Below are 22,586 nucleotides of genomic sequence, written 5' to 3' on the forward strand. Positions count from 1 at the left end.
ATCTTCCCCGCGATCCACAGGCTTGGGGAGAAAGTCGGTGGATTACCGGTGGACAACCGGTGGACAACGGTGGACAACCGGCCGTCGTCGCCGGGCTGTGGACACACGAGCCGGTTGTGCCCCCGGTTCTCCACAGCTAAATCACCGGTGGATAACCTGTCTGACCTGCGCAGACCTCGGTTTTCCACAGTTTGCACAGGTGCGATGAAGACGATGAGTTATCTCTTCTAAGAGAACAAAAACCAATCATCACCGTTGGGCTTTCTGTGGATCGGGCCGAACGCTGCCGGATCAGCCGGTCAGCATCGACACGATCCATGGGGTCGGGCGCACAGCCGATGTCCTCGCGCCCTAAGGTGCGATGGGTACCCGCACGGTCGGGCGGGACGGTAGGCAGCGGTCGGCATGAGAGAGTTGTCGCTGACGTCGACGCGGAGGCATTGATGAAGTTCCGAGTGGAGCGCGACGCGCTCGCCGAGGCTGTGGCGTGGACCGCGAAGAGCCTGCCCAACCGGCCATCCGTACCGGTGCTCGCCGGGGTGATGCTCCGCGTCACCGACGGCAACCTGCGGGTCTCCGGGTTCGACTACGAGGTCTCCAGCCAGGTGACAGTCGAGGTGCAGGGCGACGCCGACGGCGCCGCGCTCGTCTCCGGCCGCCTGCTCGCCGAGATCACCAAGGCGTTGCCGGCCAAGCCTGTCGACATCGCCGCTGTCGGCGCGCACCTCGAGCTGGTCTGTGGCAGCGCCCGGTTCACACTGCCCACCATGCCGGTGGAGGACTACCCCGCGCTGCCCGAGATGCCGCAGAGCGCCGGCACCGTCGACGCCGCGGCGTTCGCCACCGCTGTGGCCCAGGTAGCCATCGCCGCCGGTCGCGACGAGACGCTGCCGATGATGACCGGTGTCCGCGTCGAGCTGTCCGGCGACACCCTGTCGATGCTCGCCACCGACCGTTACCGGTTGGCGCTGCGCGAGATCCAGTGGCGGCCGGACGACCCCGAGGTGAGCATCAACGCCCTGGTGCCCGCCCGCACCCTGAACGACACCGCCAAGGCCCTCGGCCCGCTGGGCGGCGAGGTCACCCTCGCCCTCGCCCAGGGCGCCGCGGGCGAGGGCATGGTCGGCCTCGCCGGCGGCACCCGACGTACCACCAGCCGGCTGCTCGACGGCGCCAACTACCCGCCGGTGCGGTCGCTCTTCCCGGCCACTCACAACGCTGCGGCCCGGGTGCCGGTCAGCACGCTGATCGAGGTGGTCAAGCGGGTCGCGCTGGTCGCCGAACGCACCACCCCGGTGCTGCTCAGCTTCAGCGCCGACGGTCTCGTGGTCGAGGCCGGCGGTTCCGAGGAGGCGCGGGCCAGCGAGGCGATGGAGGCCACCTTCACCGGCGAACCACTGACCATCGGCTTCAACCCGCAGTACCTCATCGACGGTCTGGCAAACCTCGGCGCTCAGACGGCAGTGCTCTCGTTCGTCGACGCCTTCAAGCCCGCGGTGATCTCTCCCGCTGGCGAGGATGGCGAGGTAATTCCGGGGTACCGGTACCTCATCATGCCGATCCGCGTCTCGCGCTGATCGCGCCCAGCAACACCCAGATCCACGGAGGTAGAAACACATGCAGCTCGGCCTAGTAGGACTCGGCCGTATGGGCGGCAACATGCGGGAGCGGTTGCGTTCGGCCGGGCACGAGGTGGTCGGCTTCGACCACAACGCGCAGATCAGCGACGTTACGACCATCGCGGGCCTGGCAGAGAAGCTTGAGTCGCCCCGCGCGGTCTGGGTCATGGTGCCCGCCGGTGTCACCGACGCCACGATCGACGAGCTCGCCGAGGTGCTCGGTGAGGGCGACATCATCATCGACGGCGGCAACTCGCGCTTCAGTGACGACGCGCCCCGCGCGGAGCGACTCAACCAGCGGGGCATCGGCTACCTGGACGTCGGGGTCTCCGGCGGCGTCTGGGGCCGGCAGAACGGCTACGGGCTGATGGTCGGCGGCGCCCAGGAGCACGTGGACCGCCTGATGCCGATCTTCAACGCGCTCAAGCCGGAGGGTGAGTTCGGCTTCGTGCACGCCGGCCCCGTCGGTGCCGGGCACTACTCGAAGATGGTGCACAACGGCATCGAGTACGGCCTGATGCACGCCTACGCCGAGGGCTACGAGCTGATGGCCGCCTCGGAGCTGGTGACAAACGTGCCGGGCGTCATCAAGTCCTGGCGGGAGGGCACCGTCGTCCGTTCCTGGCTGCTCGACCTGCTCGACCGGGCACTCGACGAGGACCCGGAGCTGGCCGATCTGAGCGGCTACACGGAGGACACCGGCGAGGGCCGGTGGACCGTCGACGAGGCGGTCCGGCTGGCGGTGCCGCTGAACGTCATCACCGCTTCGTTGTTCGCCCGGTTCGCCTCGCGGCAGGACGACTCGCCCGCCATGAAGGCCGTCTCCGCGCTGCGTCAGCAGTTCGGTGGCCACGCCGTCCACAAGCGCTGAGCGGTATCCACAACCTGTGTACGTTCACCGGCTGGAACTGGTCGACTTCCGCTCGTACGAGCGGGTGGCCGTCGACCTCCAGCCGGGAGCGAACGTCCTGATCGGCGCCAACGGCGTCGGCAAGACAAACCTTGTCGAGGCGCTGGGCTACGTGGCGACCCTGGACTCGCACCGGGTCGCCACCGACGCGCCTCTGGTCCGGATGGGCGCCACGTCCGCGGTGATCCGTTGCGCGGTGGTGCACGACGGCCGCGAACTCCTTGTCGAGCTGGAGATCGTGCCCGGCAAGGCCAACCGGGCCCGACTGGGCCGCTCACCGGCACGGCGGGCCCGGGATGTGCTCGGGGCGCTCCGGCTGGTGCTCTTCGCCCCGGAAGATCTTGAGCTGGTCCGGGGCGATCCGGCCGAGCGCCGCCGCTACCTGGACGACCTGCTGGTCAATCGGCAGCCCCGGTTCGCGGGCGTGCGGGCCGACTACGAGCGGGTCGTCAAACAGCGAAACGCCCTGTTGCGCACCGCGTACCTGGCCCGTAAGACCGGTGGTTCCAGGGGTGGCGACCTCGGCACCCTCGCGGTCTGGGACACCCACCTGGCCCAGCACGGTGCGGAGCTGCTCGCCGGCCGTCTGGAGCTGGTGGCAGCGCTCACCCCGCACGTGGCCAAGGCCTACGACGCGGTTGCCGCCGGTCGGGGTGCGGCGAGCATCACCTACCGGCCCTCGGTCGAGCTGGCCGAGCCGACCACCGATCGGGCCGCGCTGGCCGAGGCGCTGACGGCAGCCCTGGCCGCGTCCCGCTCCGCCGAGATCGAGCGGGGCACCACCCTGGTCGGCCCACACCGCGACGAGTTGGCGCTGAGCCTCGGTCCACTGCCCGCCAAGGGGTACGCCAGCCACGGCGAGTCGTGGTCGTTCGCCCTCGCGTTGCGGCTCGCCGGGTACGACCTGTTGCGCGCCGACGGCATCGAGCCGGTGCTGGTGCTCGACGACGTCTTCGCGGAGTTGGACACCGGCCGCCGGGAGCGGTTGGCGGAGCTGGTCGGCGGGGCGAGTCAGCTGCTGGTCACCTGCGCTGTGGACGACGACGTGCCGGCCGCCCTGCGCGGCACCCGCTACCAGGTCGGCGAAGGGACGGTACGCCGTGTCGGATAAGCCAGGCACCGATCGGCCAGCGGCGGGCGATGCCCCTGCTGCGCGTACTCCTAAGGCGGAGTCGGCGAGCGGTGAGCCGGCGGCGGCCGCCAGTGGGCCGGAGCTGGCCCGGGCGGTGCTCGACGCCGCGCTGTCCCGACGGCAGGCGGCGTCCCGCGCCCGGCGTACTCCCGGCAGCGGCGACGCTGCCGGCGGCTCGGGGCGGCGGTTGCGCGGTTACTCCGGCCCCGGCCCCGATCCGCGCGATCCGCAACCGCTCAGCGCCGTGCTGAACCGGCTGGTGAAGGCGCGCGGCTGGCAGCAGCCGGCCGCCGAGGCCACAGTGTTCGGCGCCTGGGAGCGGGTCGTCGGCGCGGAGGTAGCGCAGAACAGTCGCCCGGTGAAGTTGGAGAACGGCGAGCTGACAGTGGAGGCGCGCTCGACCGCCTGGGCCACCCAACTGCGGCTGCTCGCCGGCTCGCTGCTCAAGCAGATCGCCAGCGAGGTCGGGCACAACGTGGTGCGCAAGCTGCACATTCACGGCCCGGCAGCGCCTTCCTGGGGGAAGGGCCCGCGCCGGGTCCGCGGCCGGGGTCCACGCGACACGTACGGCTGAGCCGGCCGTTCAGCCGCGCCGGTTCGCCTCGCGGGCTGCCCGCTTGCGTTCCCGCTGCTCCCGGGTGAAGCGCTTGCGCTCGGCCAGGTCACGTTTCCACGCCTCGCGGGCCTCGGCCGAGCCGCCCTGTACCGCGCCCTGCACACCCTCGGCCGGGCCGGCGAGGTGCCGGAAGGCCCAACGCATCAATCGGCCGCCCTCGCCGGGGGCCCTGGTGATCGCGCTGTCCTCGCTCATCTGCCGCCCTCTTCCCCGCGTCGCCTCGCCGGTTCTCGCCCGTCGCACGAGCAAACCTTTGGGGCACCAATAGTTGGTGTACCAATGATCGGTACGATAGTCACCGTGCGGAGAGAGGGCAACCGATGAGCGAACGACCGGACGGCGTCGACCCGCTGGCCCTGGAGCAGCAGGTCTGCTTCGCCCTCTCGGTCGCCGCACGCAGCGTGGTGGCCGTCTACCGGCCGCTGCTGGAGCCGATGGGGCTGACCCACCCGCAGTACCTGGTGATGTTGGCGCTCTGGCAGCACGCGCCGTTGTCCGGCCGCGACCTCAGTCGCCTGCTCCAGCTCGACCCGGGCACGCTGTCACCCCTGCTCAAGCGTCTTGAGGCGGCCGGCTACCTGCGCCGGGAACGCGATCCGAGCGACGAGCGCAGCCTCGCCGTCACCCTCACCGCCAGCGGTGCCGCGCTACGGAGTCAGGCCGAGCTGATCCCGGCCGCGATCGTGCAGCGGCTCGGGCTGCCCGTCGAGGACCTGCAACACCTGCACGCGGTGCTCACGCAGCTGATCTCGGCCGCCAACCGACCGGCACCCTCGGAGACCGACTCGGCGGCTCAGGCGTCGGCGTAGACGGCGAACCCGCGCTCGGCGCAGCGCCGGTAGAACGCGGCCAGCACGCCCAGCTCGGCGCAGGTGAAGTTCCACTGCGGCGGGTCACCGCGCTCGTCGCGCAGCGCGTCGAGCCGGCTCTCCAACCAGCGCAGTTGCTGCTCGGCCAACCGACCGTCGCCGAGCAGGGAGCGCAGCACGATGCTCACCGACTCGAAGGTGACCGACTCGCCGGTCGCGCGGTGGGCGGCCACGAACCGTTCGATGCCGCTCGCGATCCAGGAGCAGCCGTCCGGGTCGATCACCGGGTCCTCGTCCTCGGCGGCTGCGTCTGTGGCGTACAACACACCTTCCAGGCCGAGAAGCAGATCCACCAACTCGGTGTACGCGGTAGCCCGGATGGTGCCGGTCTTCGCGATCAGCTCGGCCAGCGCCGCGGTCGGCGCGGAGATACGCGGCAGGTCGACGATCTCGCCGAAGTCGACGAACTCGGCCGGCGCGACCGGATCGTAGAAGCGGCCGGTCCGCGGCCAGTGCACCGCGACGTTGTCCAGCCCCATCTGTCACCTCTTAAAAGAGCACGTGTCGGGTCGATCGGGTCGATCGTCCCGGTTCCAACCGGTAAAGATCAAGGCTGGTTCCGGGGCGCCGCAAACGTACGGCACTGACGCTTCGGCCGCGACCCCCGACCCGCCCGACCGCGGGTCAACCCGTTCCGGGGCGGCGCGTGCGATGGGGGCCTGGCGTGTGGGGGGAGTCGTGGGCGGCGGGGTTCTGCCGGCTATGGACTTCTCAGCCGCCTCGCTGAGGGTGCCGAGTGGTGGTTCTGTCCCCCGCGCACAGTAGGATTGACAGTGAGACGAAGACCCGGTGCGGGAGTGGGACGGGGCCGGTGGCCCCAGATTCATTCTCCACGTCGGGTCGAGCCGATCGCGATCCGCGGGCAACCGCGGCGACCGGCGCGTTCGACCCGCTGTCCGGAGTTCTCCGGTGCCGGTCCGCGCGCCGACGTCGCGTCCTGTCCGCCGAACCCGCGCCCGACGCGCCCTACCGGCGCGGCTGACGCGAGAAAGTGGCCGAGGGTGGCAGCGCAGGACAAGCAGGAGTACGGCGCAGAGTCGATCACCGTTCTCGAGGGGCTGGAGGCGGTTCGCAAGCGGCCCGGTATGTACATCGGGTCCACCGGCGAGCGCGGTCTGCACCACCTCGTCTGGGAGGTCGTCGACAACGCGGTCGACGAGGCGCTGGCCGGATACTGCGACACCATCGACGTGGTGCTGCTCGCCGACGGCGGCGTCCGGGTCACCGACAACGGCCGTGGTTTCCCCGTCGACCTTCACCCTAAGCTCAAGAAGCCGGGTGTCGAGGTCGCGTTGACCATCCTGCACGCGGGCGGCAAGTTCGACGGCAAGGCGTACGCGGTCTCCGGCGGTCTACACGGCGTCGGTGTCTCAGTGGTGAACGCGCTCTCCACCAAGATGTTCGTCGAGATCCACAAGTCCGGCAACGTGTGGCGGCAGCACTACACCAACTCCAAGCCGAGCCCGCTGGAGAAGGGCGAGGCCACCGACCGCACCGGCTCGGCGGTCTCCTTCTGGCCCGACCCCGACGTCTTCGAGACCGTCGACTTCGACTTCCAGACCATCTACCGGCGCCTGCAGGAGATGGCCTTCCTCAACCGCGCCCTGCGCATCCACCTGCTCGACGAGCGGGTGGCCGAGGAGGAGGACGGCCGGCAGCGCGAGGTCACCTTCTACTACGAGGGCGGCATTGCGGACTTCGTCCGGCACCTCAACGCCTCGAAGAGCCCGATCCACAAGACAGTGGTCGAGTTCGAGGCCGAAGAGGAGGGCATGTCCCTCGAGATCGCCATGCAGTGGAACGAGTCGTACGGCGAGTCGGTCTACACCTTCGCCAACACGATCAACACCCACGAGGGCGGCACCCACGAGGAGGGCTTCCGGTCCGCGCTGACGAGCGTTGTCAACCGCTACGGCACCGACAAGAAGCTGCTCAAGGGCGACGAGAAGCTCTCCGGCGAGGACATTCGCGAAGGGCTCGCGGCGATCATCTCGGTCAAGTTGGCCAACCCGCAGTTCGAGGGTCAGACCAAGACCAAGCTGGGAAACACCCCGGTGAAGAGCTTCGTGCAGCGGGTCTGCAACGACCGGCTTGTCGACTGGTTCGACCGCAACCCGGCCGAGGCCAAGATGATCATCACGAAGGCGTCCCAGGCGGCCCGTGCCCGGATCGCCGCGCAGCAGGCGCGCAAGCTGGCCCGGCGCAAGTCGCTGCTGGAGTCGGGCTCGATGCCGGGCAAGCTGGCCGACTGCCAGTCGACCGACCCCCGCGAGTCCGAGGTGTTCATCGTCGAGGGTGACTCCGCCGGCGGCTCGGCCAAGCAGGGTCGCGACCCACGGACCCAGGCGATCCTGCCGATCCGCGGCAAGATCCTCAACGTGGAGAAGGCCCGGATCGACCGGGTGCTGAAGAACAACGAGGTCCAGGCGCTGATCACCGCGCTGGGCACCGGCATCCACGACGACTTCGACATGGAGAAGCTGCGGTACCACAAGGTGGTGCTGATGGCCGACGCGGACGTCGACGGCCAGCACATCCAGACGCTTCTGCTCACCCTGCTGTTCCGCTTCATGCGTCCGCTTGTCGAGATGGGCAACGTCTACCTGGCCGCCCCGCCGCTCTACAAGATCAAGTGGAACAAGAAGGGCGACGACGCCCAGTACGCGTACTCCGACCGCGAGCGGGACGGTCTGATCGCGCTGCGGCAGCAGAAGAAGCCGAACGCCAAGCCGGACGACATTCAGCGCTTCAAGGGCCTCGGCGAGATGAACTATCCCGAGCTGTGGGAAACCACGATGAACCCGGCGACGCGTACCCTGCGTCAGGTCACTCTCGACGACGCGGCGACCGCCGACGAGTTGTTCAGTGTGCTGATGGGTGAGGACGTCGAGGCGCGCCGGTCGTTCATTCAGCGCAACGCCAAGGACGTGCGGTTCCTGGACATCTGACGGACTGCTGCGGATCGGTCGGGCACTGCCCGGCCGATCCGACGGTCCACACAGTTATCCACAGCTTGGCCGGTATCCACAGCGGTTATCCACAGCACGAAAACGACTCTGAGTCTGATAAGGGTATACAGTGACCGATTCTCCCGAGTCCACACCGAACGAGCCCGAGGTCCCCGCCGAGGCCATCGCCGCGGTGGTCGCGCACGACCGGATCGAACCGGTCGGGCTCGAGGTGGAGATGCAGCGCTCCTACCTCGACTACGCGATGAGCGTCATCGTCGGTCGCGCGCTGCCGGACGTCCGGGACGGCCTCAAGCCGGTCCACCGCAAGATCCTCTACGCGATGTTCGACTCCGGCTACCGTCCGGACCGCGGCTACGTGAAGTGCTCCCGTGTCGTCGGTGACGTGATGGGTCAGTTCCACCCGCACGGCGACTCGGCGATCTACGACGCGCTGGTCCGGATGGCGCAGTCCTGGTCGCTGCGCTACCCGTTGGTCGACGGCAACGGCAACTTCGGCTCGCCGGGTAACGACCCTGCCGCCGCCATGCGATACACCGAGTGCAAGCTCGACCCCCTCGCCATGGAGATGCTGCGGGACATCGACGAGGACACCGTCGACCTGCAGGACAACTACGACGGCCGGGCCAAGGAGCCCACCATCCTGCCGTCGCGGATCCCCAACCTCCTGGTGAACGGCTCCGAGGGCATCGCGGTCGGCATGGCCACCAAGATCCCGCCGCACAACCTGCGGGAGATCGGCGCGGCGGTGCAGTGGTGCCTTGAGCACCCGGAGGAGGACGAGGAGACCACCCTCGAAGCCCTGCTCGGCATCGTCAAGGGCCCGGACTTCCCGACCCACGGCCTGATCGTCGGCACCACGGCGATCCAGGACGCGTACCGCACCGGTCGCGGCTCGATCCGGATGCGCGCAGTGGTGGAGGTCGAGGAGGACAAGCGGGGCCGCCCCTGCCTGGTCGTCAGCGAGCTGCCCTACCAGGTCAACCCGGACAACCTCGCCGAGCGGATCGCCGAGCTGATCAAGGAGGGCAAGCTCGCCGGGATCGCCGACATCCGCGACGAGTCCTCCGGTCGTACCGGCATGCGGATCGTCCTGGTGCTCAAGCGCGACGCTGTCGCGAAGGTCGTGCTGAACAACCTCTACAAGCACACCCAGCTCCAGGAGACCTTCGGCGCCAACATGCTGGCCCTGGTCGACGGGGTGCCGCGCACGCTCAACCTGGCCCAGTTCCTGCGCTACTACGTCGAGCACCAGATCGACGTGATCCGCCGGCGGACCGCGTACCGTCTGCGCAAGGCCGAGGAGCGGGCACACATCCTGCGCGGCCTGGGCAAGGCGCTGGACGCGCTGGACGAGGTGATCGCCCTGATCCGGCGCTCGCCGACGGTGGACGACGCCCGGCAGGGCCTGATCCGGCTGCTGGAGATCGACGAGATCCAGGCGACCGCGATCCTGGACATGCAGCTGCGCCGGCTCGCCGCCCTGGAGCGGCAGCGGATCATCGACGACCTGGCGAAGCTCGAGATCGAGATCGCCGATCTCAAGGACATCCTCGCCAAGCCCGAGCGGCAGCGGAAGATCGTCTCGGATGAGCTGGGCGAGATCGTCACCAAGTGGGGCGACGACCGGCGGACGCAGATCATCCCGTTCGACGGCGAGGTCTCGATGGAGGACCTCATCGCCCGCGAGGACGTGGTCGTCACGATCACCCGCACCGGGTACGCCAAGCGGACCAAGGTCGATCTGTACCGCTCCCAGCGGCGCGGCGGCAAGGGCGTCAGTGGCGCCACGCTGCGGCAGGACGACATCGTCAGCCACTTCTTCGTCTGCTCGACCCACGACTGGATCTTGTTCTTGACGAACAAGGGCCGCGTCTACCGGGCCAAGGCGTACGAGTTGCCGGAGGCCAGTAGGGTAGCCAAGGGCCAACACGTGGCCAATCTGCTCGCCTTCCTACCCGACGAGCAGATCGCGCAGATCATTGAGATCCCGAACTACCAGGTAGCCCCCTATCTGGTACTGGCCACGAAGAACGGCCTGGTGAAGAAGACGCGGCTCGAGGAGTTCGACTCCAACCGTTCCGGCGGCATCATCGCGATCAACCTGCGCGATGAGGACGAGCTGGTCGGTGCTGCGCTGGTTGCGCCGGAGAACGACCTGCTGCTGGTGTCGAAGAAGGCACAGGCGATCCGGTTCAACGCCTCGGACGAGGCGTTGCGGCCGATGGGTCGGGCCACCTCGGGCGTGATCGGCATGCGCTTCACTGACGATGACGTCCTGCTCGCCATGGAAGTCGTGCGGGATGGTTTGGACGTTCTGGTGGCCACGAACGGGGGATACGCGAAGCGAACCCCGATCGAGGAATACCCGGTGCAGGGCCGGGGAGGTAAGGGCGTGTTGACTGCAAAGATCACCGAACGGCGCGGTGGTCTGGTTGGCGCGGTGGTGATCGATCCGGACGACGAGCTGTTCGCGATCACCAGCAACGGTGGTGTCATTCGGACTCCGGTGAAGCCTGTACGGCGTACGCGTGACCGGAACACAATGGGGGTCAAGCTGATGGACCTCCCGGACGGCGTGACTATCGTGGCGATTGCTCGCAATGCCGACGAGCCTGACGAACAGGACTAGTTGAATGACGGAGACACAGGCGAAGTCGGGGAACTCGGGGACCTCGGCCAAACCGGTCGACGAGGAGGCCGCCAAGGGCGGCACACCAGCGACCGGCCGCGCGGCCGTGGGCCGGGCGACGGTCCCCGCCGACGCGCCTGCCCCGAAGTTCACCAGGGCTCCAGGTATGACACCCCCGCCGGAGCAGCCGGGCGACGATGGCGAGTCCAACGACAAGACCGAGACGCCCAGCGCCGAGGCGCCGACGTCGGCCGCCGCCAGTCCTCCGGGTCCGGCGGCGGCACCCTCGGCACGTCCGGCGACCACCCAGCCGATCGGTCTCCGACCCGGTCAGGCGGCGTCCACCGGGTCCACCGGCACCCAGCCGCGGATCACACCCGGGATGACCCAGCCGCAGCCGGACGCGGCACGTACTGCCGCCGCTGCCGGCCGCCCGGCCAGCGGCGGTGGCCTGCCGCCGGGCATCGGCAACGCGTCCGCCGTCGGCGCAGCCCGCGTCGGTGACGCGGTGCGTGCGGCGCGTACGTCGGTCAGCTCGGCCGCCTCCCGCGGCCCGCGCCGGGCCCGGCTGAACCTCAAGCGGATCGACCCCTGGTCCGTGATGAAGTTCGCATTCGCGGTGTCGGTGGTGCTCTTCATCGTCGTGGTGGTGGCCACCTCGGTGCTCTACCTGGCGCTGGACGCGATGGGTGTGTTCCAGAGCGTCAACGAGAGCCTGAGCGATCTGGTCAACGCCGGTGGTGGGCAGAGCACCAGCGGCTTCCAGATCACCGCCAAGGGCGTGATTCTCAGCTCGGCGCTGATCGGCCTGGTCAACGTGGTGCTGTTCACCGCGCTGGCCACCCTTGGCGCGTTCGTCTACAACGTCTGCGCCGACTTGGTCGGCGGGATCGAGCTGACCCTCGCCGAGCGGGACTGAGTGACCGGGACGCCGGGGCACCGCGGAAAGCGGTCGCTCCGGCGTCCCGTACTCGGGTAGGTTTTGCAGGCGGCGACGGCCTGGCTCGCAAGCGCGGACCCCGATTTGGGGCCGGCGGAGCGGATGGGTTAATCTTGCTCGTCGCAACGCGGGGCTATAGCTCAGTCGGTTAGAGCGCAGAGCTGATAACTCTGAGGTCGATGGTTCGATTCCATCTAGCCCCACCGCATGTCGTCCGACGGTAGTCGAGCGCGAGGGGTCGCCCCATGTTCAAGAAGCTGCTGATTCTGGCTGGCGTCGTCGGTGTGGCCGCCGTCGTGTTCAACAAGATCAAGGCGTCGAACGACGAGCGTGCCCTGTGGCACGAGGCGACCACCGCGCCCGACCTGCGCTGACGCTCGGCCCGGCGACGAGCGATCGTCGCCAAGGCCACCCGCGGGGCCCTAGCTCAACTGGCAGAGCACTGCCTTTGCAAGGCAGGGGTTAGGGGTTCGAGTCCCCTGGGCTCCACCAGCACTTTCCCGGTTGATACCGTCCCTCCTGCCCGAGAATCCGGTCAACGCTGAGGCAGCGTGGCGAACCCTCGCCAGCGGGACATGGCCACAGAAACTCTGCGCCTGCCGAAAGCAGCCCGGCGGTTTCTGGGTAGCCGCGAACGGCGCCCAGGCGGCAGCCGACGCCCTCACCGGAAGCGCCTACCGCGCCGCGAGAGTGTTTGAGCGTTAGTCGACTAGCCGGCCGACCAGCGCGGCGAGCTGATCGGGATGCTCATCGGTGACCAAGTGGCCGGCGGCGGAAATAATGTCAGGGTCAACATGGAGCCGCTGTTGTGCGCCTGAACGCAGTCGGTTCGGCGGCAGGAATACGTCCTGGTCTCCGCTTGCGATCACGACCGGCATCGTGCGCGCCACCGCCGGTACGAGGTCATCGGAACTCACCGGACGGGCGTGTCGGGCGACCAACGTCATCCACTCCACGAGGTCGGTGCGGGGCTCTCGGCCGGGAGCAGACAGGATTCGCAGCAGACGAAGGCTCGAAGCAGCCCGTGGCCGCACCAGCCAGCTCAGGAACGCCAACAACACACGGGGAGTGACCCTGAGTCGGCACAGCCCTCCCGGAGCCACGGCGACCTTGCCGTGAATCCGCGAATGATCTGCCGTAAGCGCGACAGCGCCGCCGAACGAATGCCCGAACACCACGACCGGCCCGACGCTGGTTTCCTCAATGACCTCTCCCAGCCATGAGCCGTACCACGTGAGCCGGCCACCGGCGGCATCCGCTTCACCGGAACTCAATCCAGGCTGGCCCGGAACGTCAGCAGCGACCACCCGGTACCGCTTAGTCAAGGCTGTGAGCAACGGCAGGTAGGCGGCCGTGCTGAAGCGGTCTCCACCGACGAATACGACCGTGACCGGGCCTGCGCCAGCGGTAACGACGTGCGTGTCCTCGCCTTGGACGCGAATCACGTGTCGATCGTGTTGGACCGGCCAGGCACTCAGCTGTTCCTCGCACCACTGACGGATGCTGTCCCTGCCCGCAGGAGTCCGATAGATCGACCTCACCGCTGCATCCTGCACCAGGATCATCGGAAGCACCATGCCACCACCTCAAGCATTGACACCGGGAAGCAGGCCCGTTCCACGCTGTGCGGACTCACAGGGGGATGGGCTTGAGGGGGAAGCGACGGCTCCACGCCTCAGGCGTGCCACGACTTGCCCATCAATCTCAATCTTCATACGGCGCACAAGGCCACTAGCGTTCAGGGCGCGACTGACGGTGATCCTCGGCATGAGGGTTCCGTCCCTTCCCTGCGGCGCTGTGGTACATCGAAGTACCTCAGCGCCGTGCACGCTAGACCAAAGGCAGGCAAGTACAGCCATCCGTACTCAGGGGTCGGAGCGCGCGACGCGGACGGCGACGCCGTCGAGGATCAACTCCAGCCCGAGTGAGAAGTCCGCGTCGGCGATCGCCTCGTCGGGAGTGTCGGACGGCGGCGCCTCGAACAGTGTCGAGGCGAACAGCCGGGCTGTCTCGGGGAAGCGGTCGGGGTTGACGAGTCGCGCCAGCGCCCGGCCGTAGTCGCGTTCGGCGTCGGCCTGGCCCTGGCCTTCAGCCCTGCCGTCGGCGAGTTCGCTGTGTTGCCGCACCGACTGAACCACGTAGCCGCTGATCAGTGACATCGCGCCGATCTTGTGCGCCCAGTCGAGGAGGGTGTCGGACATGATCGCCAGCGCGGCCTCCATCCAGGCGATCTGGTGCGGCCCGGAGGGCGGTCCGGCGACGGGCACGCGCGTCAACCACGGCCGACGCTGAAGCACCGCGCGGTGCGCGAAGGCCCAACGGCGCAGCCCTCCTCGCCACTCAGGGGCGTCGATGTTCGGCGGTGGGCCCAAGGCGGCGTCGGCCATGAGTGTGAGCAGTTCGTCCTTGGAGCCGACGTGCCGGTAGAGCGACATGCTCGTGAAGCCGAGGCTCGTGGCGACCTTGGGAAGCGTCACGCCGTCGAGCCCGTCCCGGTCGGCGATCTTCACCGCAGCGGCGACGACCACGTTGACGTCGAGGGACGCGGGCCGTCCGAGGCGCGACGACTCCGACATCCCCCACAGCCGGCGCAGTGGCGCCGGAACGAAATCGTCGCTGGTCATGGGCTCCCACGTTCGCCCCGGAAGGTTACGTCCACATCATGACAGACAGCATTAGTGTACGGCTGATACTTTCTCTCTGAAACTATAGTTGAGTCACGGGGAGGGACGTCCATGAGCATTGACACCGCACCGCGGACTTCGAGAGGGCCGGTGCTGCGCGCCGAGCGTGCCCTCGCGCCGGACCTGGCCCGGGGAGCGATGCTGCTGATCATCGCGCTGGCCAACGTCGCCGGAGTCGTCTTCGCCGGGGAGCCCGGCCTCGACGCCACGCCGGAAGGCGTTGACCGCGGCCTCAACTTTCTGCTCTTCGAACTCGTCCATGCGCGCGGCTATCCGGTCTTCGCCGTGATGTTCGGCTACGGGCTGGTCCAGCTCGCCCGCCGCCAGGACGCCTCCGGAGCCACCCCGAGGCAGGTCCGCTCCGTGCTGTTGCGCCGCAACTTCTGGCTCGTCGTGTTCGGCTTCGTGCACGCCGCGTTGCTGTACTACGGGGACTTCCTCGGCGCGTACGGGATCGTCGGGATCCTGATGACAGTGTTGCTGCTGCGCCGCAGCGACAGGTTCCACCGCATAGCGCTGGTGCTCTGGGCGCTGTCGGCGGTCGAGGTGCTGGCCATCGGCGCCATGGTGGTGAGCGGCATCCTCGGAGGGTCGGGTGGGTCGGCGCCGCTGCCGTCGGGCCACGTCGACTCCCTCGCCGCGCCCGGTTACGTCGCGGCCATGCTGGAACGCCTCGGCGAGTGGCCGGCGCACACGCTGACCGTCCTGCCCTTCATCATGATCGCCTGGCTGGGCATGTGGGCAGCCAGGCGCCGGATCCTCGAAGAGCCGGCTCGGCACCGGGCCCTGCTCACCTGGACCGCAGTCATCGGTCTCGGCGTCGCCGTCGCCGGAGGCCTACCGGCAGCCCTGGTCGGTGCCGGATGGCTGCACGTCGACGAATCAGCCGCCAGCCTGATGATGCTGCTGCATGGGGCGAGCGGCATGTTCGCCGGACCGGGTTACGTGGCCGTCTTCGGCCTGATAGCCCTGCGGGTCAGCCGATCCGGCACCGTCGTCGGCGCTCTCGCCGCCCTCGGTCAGCGGTCCCTGTCGGGATACCTGTTCCAGTCGGTGGCCTGGCTCGTTCTCCTTGCGCCCTTCACGCTCGCCCTCGGCGACCGGTTCGGCAGCCCCACGGTGACCGGTCTGCTCATCGCGGTGGCCGTCTGGCTGGCCACCGTCCTGATCGCCCGCCAGCTCGACAAGCGCAAGCAGCCCGGACCCGCCGAGATCGTCCTGCGCCGCCTGACCTACCGGCCCCGAGGAATCGACTGCGGTTGAGCCGCCGGAAGCGGGGACCGGCCCAAAGCCAGAAGAGCGACGCCGCCAGTCCAATGGCGCCCATGGCGACGATCACGCCTCGGGGCATCTCGGTGTTGACTGGCTTCGGCATGCATCTGGCCGGGGTGTAGTCGATGGTCAGTTGCTGGTGCAGCGGCGGAAGCTGCCGGTCGGGGAACGAGTGCGCGTAGATACCGCAGGTGGTCGGTCCGTCGGCGGTGACGACACGTACCTGCACGTAGGCGCCCTGGGCGCCGTGGGCCGGTTCCACCGCGACCACCGTCGCTGGCATCAGTACGCCGGCCGGTGGGGGCGGCTGGCGGTCATCGGTGATGCCTATCAGTATCAGCAAGCTGCACGGCAGCAGCAGCGACAGCGGAAGGGATGGCCAGACCTTTGGACGAGTCCCGTTGGCCAAGAACGACGGCATGGCGTCAGGTTAGCCATCGAAATCAATGAGGTTGTCCTGGGCGGTGATGGCGCTGCCGGTCGGGGCGATCCCGTTGCGGTCAGCGTGATGACTCAGGGGCATCATGATGACTCAGGGACATCACGCACTTCGCTGCGAACGCCGCCAGTCAACCTTCGGAGCCGCCGGCGGCCTTGGGGTGGGCCTCCGGGAGACGTTCCACAAGCTTGGTGAGCGCGCCGTTGGCGAAGGTCGCGCCGAGCGCCGACCCGGCCCCGATGGTCCAGCCCACCGGCCCGAGCGGGGTGCAGCCGAAGAACTGGCTCACCCCGGGGGTCTGCACCACCACTACCAGGACTCCCAGTGACGCCGCAGTGGAGGCCAGCACGGCCGGGCTGGTGCCGCCGGCCAGGATGGTCTGCCCGAGTTGGGTGCCGACCAGGGAGACCAGGGCGACGGTGCCGGCCCGTTGACGGCGTCCGGTGTAGCGGGCCAACGTCCAGCCTGCTGTCGCGCCCAGCGTGGTGGCTGCCGCCCGCAGCCCGATCTCCCTGGTGAGGCTCTCGCCGAGCGCCGTGTCCGGGCCCTCCCGGAGCAGCGCGTCGGTGCGGTCCGACGCGGGTGGCCGGACTGCGATGGCCAGCGCCGGCGCCAGGTCGGTGAGCAGGTTGACAAGCAGGAGTTGTCGTCCGGTGAGCGCGGAGCGGCCGGTCGCGGCAGCGGTGAGCACACTGAACGCGATCTCGCCGAGGTTGCCGCCGACCAGGATGCTGAGCGCGTGCCGCACCGACGACCACATGGCCCGCCCTTCGATCAGGGTGGCGATGATGGTTTCCAGCCGGTCGTCGGTGACCACCAGGTCGGCTGCCGCGCGGGCGGCCGGGGTGCCCCGTTGACCGAGGGCGATGCCGACGTCGGCCAGCCGGATCGCCGGGGCGTCGTTGGCGCCGTCGCCGGTCATCGCCACGGTCCGCCCGCACTTCTGCAACGCCTGGATGATCCGCACCTTGTGCGCAGGGGTGCAGCGGGCCACCACGTCGGTGTTGGCCAACCGCTCGGCGAGCGCGTCGTCGTCCAGCTTGTCGAGTTCGGCGGCGGTGACCACCCGCTGTTCGTCGTGTTCACTGATGGTGGCGGCGATCGCCTCCGCGGTGGCCGGGTGATCCCCAGTGATCATGATGGTGTGCACGCCGGCCTGCCGGATCCGGCGTACCGCCGGGGCCGCGCTCGCCCGGACACCGTCAGCGAGGGCCAGGAAACCCACGAAGGTCAGCCCTCGAACGTCGGAGTCCGTCACCTTCGGGTCGTTCACCGGGCACTCCGCGACTGCCAGGATCCGGTTTCCCGCACCGGCCCGGTCGGCGAGCATCCGCTCCAGCTCCGCGCGACCGGCGTCGTCCAGCGGCTCCTGACGACCGTCCATGCGTCGGGACGAACAGCGCGGCAGCACCGTCTCCGGAGCACCCTTGACGCTCAACAACAGGTGACCGTCGGTCTGTCCGATGCTGGCGTGGTAGCCGCGGGACGGCTCGAACGGCAGGCCCCCGGCGGCCCGCCACCCGGCGGCACCGGTCTGCTCCACCACCCCGGCCTCGCCGGCGCCCCGCCGGACCGCCCGGTCGGTCTGCAACGCCAACTCCTCCGGATTCTTCGCGGCGGGGGTGGCCCGCAGCGCCGCGGCCAGCGTCATCCGGAGTCGGTCGTCCAATCGGTCCAGCGGGGCGTACCGGTCGCCGACGCTGTCGCCGACCCCGGCCAGCAGCAGTTTGCCCTCGGTGAGGGTGCCGGTCTTGTCGAAGCAGAGCACGTCCACCCGGCCCAGCGCCTCGATGGTGCGCGGGTTGCGGACCAACGCGCCGTGCTCGGCCAGCCGCCGGGCCGCGGCCAGCTGCGCCGCGCTGACCAGGAACGGCAGCCCCTCCGGCACGGACGCCACGGCGAGGTTCGCGGCGGTCGCCGCCGTTTCGGCAAGGGGTACGCCTCGAAGCAGGCCCGCGCCGGCCACCGCCACGGCGGAACCGGCCGCCAACGGGATGGCGGCGCTGGTCAACGCGCCGAGCCGAGCCTCCACTCCACTGGCCGGCGGGTCCTGCTTGACCAGCGCGAGACTGCGGCCGGATTCGGTGTCCGACCCGGTCGCCACCACCACTGCGGTGCCGTGCCCGGCGGCGACTGTGGTGCCCTCGTAGAGCATCGAGTGTCGGTCGGCGATGGCGGCGGCCACCACCGGTCGGTTGGACTTGGCGACCGGCAGCGACTCACCGGTCAGCGACGACTCGTCGGCCTCCAGGCCCACCGACTCGAGCACCCGGCAGTCTGCGGGCACCGAGTCGCCCGGTTCGAGGGCGATGACGTCTCCGAGGACCAGGTCCTCGGCGGCGAGAACCTGCTCGGCACCGTCCCGGCGGACCCGGGCGGTCACCGCCGAGCGCGACAGCAGCTCCGCCAGCGACCTTTCCGTGTTGCGTTCGTGCACCGCCCCGATCAGGGCGGACCCACCGACCACGCTGCCCACCAGCGCGGCGTCGACAAGTGAGCCGAACGACGCGGAGAGCACCGCCCCGGCGGCCAGCACCGGAGTGAGTGGGTTGGACAACTCGTCCACGAAGGCACGCAGCAGCCCGCCACTTCCGGGTGCGGCGCCGCCGTTGTCACCGGAACCGTGGCGTCGGCGCTGCGCCTCGGCGCTGGCCAGGCCGTCCGGGGTGGAGCGCAGGTGGTCGAGCACGGTGCCGACGGGCATCAGGTGCCAGGCCGTTGCCACGGGCGCCGGGGTGTCCGACTGGTCGTGCAACCGGCGGGCCTGCCAGACCCCGTTGGCGAAGGCCAGCCCGGCCGCGCCGTTGACCGCGACGAGCGCCCGGTGCGGCAGCTGGGTCGGTGGGGCGGTGAACGCGCCCAACGCCCCGAGACCGGTGCCGGCCATGGCCAGCCGGATGTTCTGTTGAGCCGTACGCCGGGCCACCCCGGTCGCCTCGATCACCAGCGCCACCACCCGCAGGTCGGCACCGACCAGCAGGTGCGCGCCCCAGGGCGGCAGCTCCTCCGGAGCGGCGAACCCGAGACCGCAGTCGGACGCGCCGAGTGCCTTCCGGTCCGCGGAGACCAGCATCACCACTGCGCCGTCGCGCTGCAACGCGCGTACCGACTCGGTCAACTGGTCGCCGCCGGGGAGCATCGCGTCGGCGAAGCCGTACCGCTGCTCGTCGCCGCCGGCGACGACCAGCCGCAGGCCGGCATGTCGGGCGGCGGCGGGCAGGCCGTCGACGCCCGGCGCGGGTTCCGGCTCGACCCGCAACAGGGCGGCGAGCCGGTCGCCGTGGGCGAGGCCGAGGAGTTGGCCGCCAGCGGACCGCAACCGGGCCGCGTCCGGGATGTCCGAGTCGTTCGCGGGCATCTTCTCCAGCGGCCCGAGCCGCCAGCCGTCCGCCGTCCGGGAAGCGGACGGCTCGTCGGGGTCGAACAACGCGAACGCCCGTTCGGCCACCTGGTCGACGTCCGCGTCGGGCGCCGGCGCCAGATCGGCCAGTACGCCCCGGTCCGAGCCGAGCACAGCGGCGTCGAGCACGAGCGTGTCGATCCGGTCCAGTTCGCGCAGCACACTCCGGTCCATCGCGATCACACCGCGCCGCGCCAGCATCCGGCCGAGCTGAGCCGCGTACCCCTCGCGGCCGCTGCCTGGCGCCTTCGGCAGCGCGGACAGGCCCAGCGCGGTGGCCCGCTTCGGGCCGGCGAACGGCACCGCCGCCGCACCGGCGGCCGCGCCGGCGGCGAGCATGCGGTTGATGTACCGCTCGACCGGGCCGTCCGGCTTCGGCCGCGGACGTTCGATCACCGGCCAGCGGGCGGTGGCCCGTTCGGCGTCGCCGGTCAGCCGTGGCTCGGCCTTCTCCCAGGCGGAGAGTTGGGCCCGATCCTCACCCCACTGCACGACCCGTTGGGCGCCGTCCAGGACGATGCCCGTCCAGCGGCCGGTCAAGCCCTGCACCACCGCCTCGGCCAGCGGAAAGAGGATGTCGGCGCGCGGGTCGGAGCGCAGCCGTCTGCCGATGAACTCGTGCAGCTTCGGCTGAAGATCCACTGCGGAGAGCAGGCCCGCCACCTCACCGGGCAGCGGTGCGAACGGCAGGATCCGGGTCGCCGCCGAGATGGTCAGGCCCAACGCGTCCGAGGCGAGCGCGCCGAGGGTGCGCGGCGTGCGCGGCCCCTCCTCCGGTGGGTGCGGCGGTGGGATCTCCGGGTCGGGTTCGTGGTCGCAGGTCCGCTCGACGCGGTCGATGGTGGCGATCAGGTCGCGCAACGTCGGCTCGGGGGCTTGGACGGCGACCACCACCCGGCCGGAGGGTGCGTTGACCCGGGCCCAGGCCACCCCGGGCATCTGCTCCAGTGCGCCCTCCACCTGACGGGCCAGCCGGTTGCCACCGTCCTGGCAGACACCGTGCACCTCGATGTGGTGCCGGCCCGGTCGGGACCAGACCCGACGCCGCGTCAGCCCGGCCGTTCGGGCCAGCCGGACCGCGGCCGAGCTGACCGACCGGGACGCCTCGCCGACCAGGTGCGGCACGCCGAAGGACGGCAGGATGCGGCCGGCAGCGCGACCCGCCGCCGTCATCGAGGCGTACGGCTGGACGGGCGCCGGCCCGGCTCCCTGTTGCCGCTCGTCCTGACCTTGGCCATGTCGTCCTCCCACCGCACTCACGTCCGGCGGCCTGGCTTCCCGACCTGCCATCCGTTATGCCCCCTGAGTGGCGGAATTTTCCGCAGTCGCTGGCGCATGGACGGGGTGGGCCGTGGAACCCGACGACCATCACCGGACAGGGGAGGCCGGCATGAGCACGCTGACGCGACATCTCAACGGTTCACGGGAGAACGTCACGATGTACAACCGGCGGGTGCAACTGCCGATGCTGGGTGAGGTGGCGGTGCCACCACCGGACAAGGTCGCCTACTACGCCGGGCTCGGGGTGCTCGCCGCGCTACAGGTCATCGAGTGGCCGATCGCTGTGGTGATCACCGCCGGTCACCTGCTGGCAGACCAGCATTTTTCCGGCCTGGTGCGCGGTGTCGGGGAGGCGCTGCAGGACGCCTGACGAGAGCCAGGTCACCGGACGGTTGACATGAATCAGGGTTGAGGTCGCATGCTCGGTCGATGCCGAGCACAGCCGTCACCGCCACACCCGCCGCACCGGGCCTCTTCGCACCGCGGCTGCGCGCGATGACGGTGGGCAGTGTCGCGCTGATCTCACTCCTCGCGTTCGAGGCGTTGGCGGTCGGTACGGCGATGCCGACCGTCGCGCGCAGCCTGGACGGGTTGGCGCTCTACGGGATCGCGTTCGGCGGTCCGTTCGCCACCGGTGTGCTGGCCATGGTGGTTTCCGGCATCTGGTGCGACGCGCGGGGTCCAAAAGGGCCGATGTGGCACGGCGTCGCCTGGTTCGTGGTCGGGTTGCTGATCGCCGGGACCGCCCCCGTGATGAGCGCGCTGGTCGTCGGGCGGGTCGTGCAGGGTTTCGGCTCCGGGCTGCTCTCGGTGGCGCTCTATGTGATCGTCGGGCAGGCGTACCCGCAGGAGCTGCACCGGCGGATCTTCGCGGCGTTCGCGGCGGCGTGGGTCGTACCGTCGCTGGTCGGGCCGGCGGTCGCCGGCCTGATCGTGCAGTACCTGGGCTGGCGGTGGGTCTTCCTGGCGGTGCCGGCGGTGGCAGTGCCGGCGGTGCTGCTGATCCACCCCGGCCTGCGGTCGCTGGGCCGAAGTGCGACAACGCGCCCGCCGACGGGTGCGGTGGCGCGGATCGGTTGGGCGTGCGGGGCCGCTGTGAGTGCCGCACTGCTGCACATCGGGGGACAGCAGCGCGGTGTCACAGCTCTGGGTCTTGTCGCGCTCGCCGTGGTCGGCCTGCTGGTCTGTGCCCCGCGACTGCTGCCGGCCGGGTTCCTCCGGGCCGCGCGCGGGTTGCCCACAGTGGTGGGGCTGCGTGGTCTGGCGTCGGCGGCCTTCGTCGGCGCTGAGGTGGTCATCCCGCTCATGCTCTCCCGGGAACGGGGCCTGTCGCCGACGGCGGCCGGTCTGGTCCTCACCGTCGGCGCGCTGGCGTGGTCGGCGGGCTCCTGGTTGCAGGGCCGGATCCCGGTGCCGGCGTCGCGGGCCAGCCTGCCGCGGGCCGGGCTGACCTGCATCACGGTCGGCACCGTCACTGTGGCGCTGGCCGTCCGGCCCGAGCTTCCGGTGACCGTCGCCGTGCTCGGTTGGGCGATCGCGGGTCTGGGCATGGGGCTGCTCTATCCGTCGTTGTCGGTGCTCACCTTGGAGCTGTCCGCACCGGGTGAGCAGGGCCGCAACAGCTCGTCACTGCAACTGAGCGACTCCCTCTTCGCGGCGACGGTGCTCGCGCTGACCGGGGCCGTGTTGGCGACCGGAAGTGCGCCCGGCCCGGCCAGCTACGCGACGACGCTGGTGGTGGCCGCAGGCCTGGCGCTGCTCGGGGCGCTGCTGGCCGGCCGGGTCGTGGTGGGCGGGGGTGCGCGACCGGCCGGGTGATCCGT

General features: G+C 69.9%; 17 protein-coding genes and 2 tRNA genes. 14 read left to right on the forward strand and 5 right to left on the reverse strand.

The features are described from left to right. The first annotated feature begins 443 nt into the window (after positions 1-443). The 4 genes from dnaN to AB0C19_RS03415 are packed head-to-tail and all read left to right on the forward strand — an operon-like array spanning position 444 to position 4,235. Complete coding sequence (dnaN, locus tag AB0C19_RS03400; RefSeq protein ID WP_210782097.1) at positions 444-1,577, forward strand: DNA polymerase III subunit beta; 1,134 nt, start codon at positions 444-446, stop codon at positions 1,575-1,577. A gap of 40 nt (positions 1,578-1,617) precedes the next feature. After that, positions 1,618-2,490 (forward strand): phosphogluconate dehydrogenase (NAD(+)-dependent, decarboxylating), encoded by an 873-nt coding sequence (gene gnd / locus AB0C19_RS03405; RefSeq protein WP_357178718.1) that lies wholly within the window; start codon positions 1,618-1,620, stop codon positions 2,488-2,490. Positions 2,491-2,506: 16 nt separating this feature from the next. Further along, positions 2,507-3,640 (forward strand): DNA replication/repair protein RecF, encoded by a 1,134-nt coding sequence (recF, locus tag AB0C19_RS03410; protein ID WP_357178720.1) that lies wholly within the window; start codon positions 2,507-2,509, stop codon positions 3,638-3,640. Continuing rightward, a complete protein-coding gene (locus AB0C19_RS03415; protein WP_357178723.1) occupies positions 3,630-4,235 on the forward strand; it encodes a DciA family protein in 606 nt (201 codons plus the stop codon). The genes recF and AB0C19_RS03415 overlap by 11 nt, the downstream gene beginning before the upstream one ends. A gap of 9 nt (positions 4,236-4,244) precedes the next feature. On the opposite strand, the gene AB0C19_RS03420 is transcribed toward AB0C19_RS03415, so the two are convergent. After that, on the reverse strand, positions 4,245-4,472 hold the full coding sequence (locus tag AB0C19_RS03420) for a hypothetical protein (RefSeq protein ID WP_357178726.1): 228 nt from the start codon (positions 4,470-4,472) through the stop codon (positions 4,245-4,247). A gap of 125 nt (positions 4,473-4,597) precedes the next feature. Here AB0C19_RS03420 and AB0C19_RS03425 point away from each other — a divergent pair, with 125 nt between their 5' ends. Next, on the forward strand, positions 4,598-5,086 hold the full coding sequence (locus AB0C19_RS03425; RefSeq protein WP_357178729.1) for a MarR family transcriptional regulator: 489 nt from the start codon (positions 4,598-4,600) through the stop codon (positions 5,084-5,086). On the opposite strand, the gene AB0C19_RS03430 is transcribed toward AB0C19_RS03425, so the two are convergent. After that, entirely contained in the window at positions 5,071-5,625 is a 555-nt protein-coding gene (locus AB0C19_RS03430) for a hypothetical protein (protein ID WP_357178731.1), read from the reverse strand. The two genes, AB0C19_RS03425 and AB0C19_RS03430, sit on opposite strands and share 16 nt — an antisense overlap. A 522-nt stretch (positions 5,626-6,147) precedes the next feature. Between AB0C19_RS03430 and gyrB the strand changes: the two genes are divergently transcribed. From gyrB to AB0C19_RS03460, 6 genes are all read left to right on the forward strand, one after another. Further along, a complete protein-coding gene (gene gyrB / locus AB0C19_RS03435) occupies positions 6,148-8,094 on the forward strand; it encodes a DNA topoisomerase (ATP-hydrolyzing) subunit B (RefSeq protein WP_238687640.1) in 1,947 nt (648 codons plus the stop codon). Positions 8,095-8,224: 130 nt separating this feature from the next. Then, positions 8,225-10,747 (forward strand): DNA gyrase subunit A, encoded by a 2,523-nt coding sequence (gene gyrA / locus AB0C19_RS03440; RefSeq protein ID WP_357178735.1) that lies wholly within the window; start codon positions 8,225-8,227, stop codon positions 10,745-10,747. Positions 10,748-10,751: 4 nt separating this feature from the next. Then, a complete protein-coding gene (locus tag AB0C19_RS03445; RefSeq protein ID WP_357178738.1) occupies positions 10,752-11,666 on the forward strand; it encodes a DUF3566 domain-containing protein in 915 nt (304 codons plus the stop codon). Positions 11,667-11,816: 150 nt separating this feature from the next. Beyond that, positions 11,817-11,890, forward strand: a tRNA-Ile gene (locus tag AB0C19_RS03450). A 42-nt stretch (positions 11,891-11,932) separates the two neighbouring features. Beyond that, positions 11,933-12,061: a DLW-39 family protein gene (locus AB0C19_RS03455; protein ID WP_209444550.1), complete on the forward strand. Its 129-nt coding sequence runs from the start codon at positions 11,933-11,935 to the stop codon at positions 12,059-12,061. Positions 12,062-12,103: 42 nt separating this feature from the next. Next, positions 12,104-12,179, forward strand: a tRNA-Ala gene (locus tag AB0C19_RS03460). 209 nt (positions 12,180-12,388) lie between these two features. Here AB0C19_RS03460 and AB0C19_RS03465 read toward each other — a convergent pair. After that, positions 12,389-13,252 carry an alpha/beta hydrolase gene (locus AB0C19_RS03465; RefSeq protein WP_357178741.1) on the reverse strand — a complete coding sequence of 288 codons (864 nt, stop codon included), beginning with the start codon at positions 13,250-13,252 and terminating at the stop codon, positions 12,389-12,391. 300 nt (positions 13,253-13,552) lie between these two features. Then, positions 13,553-14,311 carry a TetR/AcrR family transcriptional regulator C-terminal domain-containing protein gene (locus tag AB0C19_RS03470; protein WP_357178744.1) on the reverse strand — a complete coding sequence of 253 codons (759 nt, stop codon included), beginning with the start codon at positions 14,309-14,311 and terminating at the stop codon, positions 13,553-13,555. A 111-nt stretch (positions 14,312-14,422) separates the two neighbouring features. Here AB0C19_RS03470 and AB0C19_RS03475 point away from each other — a divergent pair, with 111 nt between their 5' ends. Next, positions 14,423-15,634: a DUF418 domain-containing protein gene (locus tag AB0C19_RS03475; protein WP_357178747.1), complete on the forward strand. Its 1,212-nt coding sequence runs from the start codon at positions 14,423-14,425 to the stop codon at positions 15,632-15,634. A 578-nt stretch (positions 15,635-16,212) separates the two neighbouring features. Here the strand turns inward: AB0C19_RS03475 and AB0C19_RS03480 are convergent. Further along, positions 16,213-20,655, reverse strand: coding sequence for an HAD-IC family P-type ATPase (locus AB0C19_RS03480; protein ID WP_357179483.1), 4,443 nt, complete (start codon positions 20,653-20,655; stop codon positions 16,213-16,215). A 217-nt stretch (positions 20,656-20,872) separates the two neighbouring features. Here AB0C19_RS03480 and AB0C19_RS03485 point away from each other — a divergent pair, with 217 nt between their 5' ends. Then, complete coding sequence (locus AB0C19_RS03485; RefSeq protein ID WP_196920384.1) at positions 20,873-21,133, forward strand: hypothetical protein; 261 nt, start codon at positions 20,873-20,875, stop codon at positions 21,131-21,133. Between the two features lie 59 nt (positions 21,134-21,192). Further along, complete coding sequence (locus tag AB0C19_RS03490; protein ID WP_357178751.1) at positions 21,193-22,581, forward strand: MFS transporter; 1,389 nt, start codon at positions 21,193-21,195, stop codon at positions 22,579-22,581. Positions 22,582-22,586: the final 5 nt, after the last annotated feature.

The sequence above is a fragment of the Micromonospora sp. NPDC048842 genome (genome assembly GCF_040649935.1).
GTDB lineage: Bacteria > Actinomycetota > Actinomycetes > Mycobacteriales > Micromonosporaceae > Micromonospora > Micromonospora hortensis.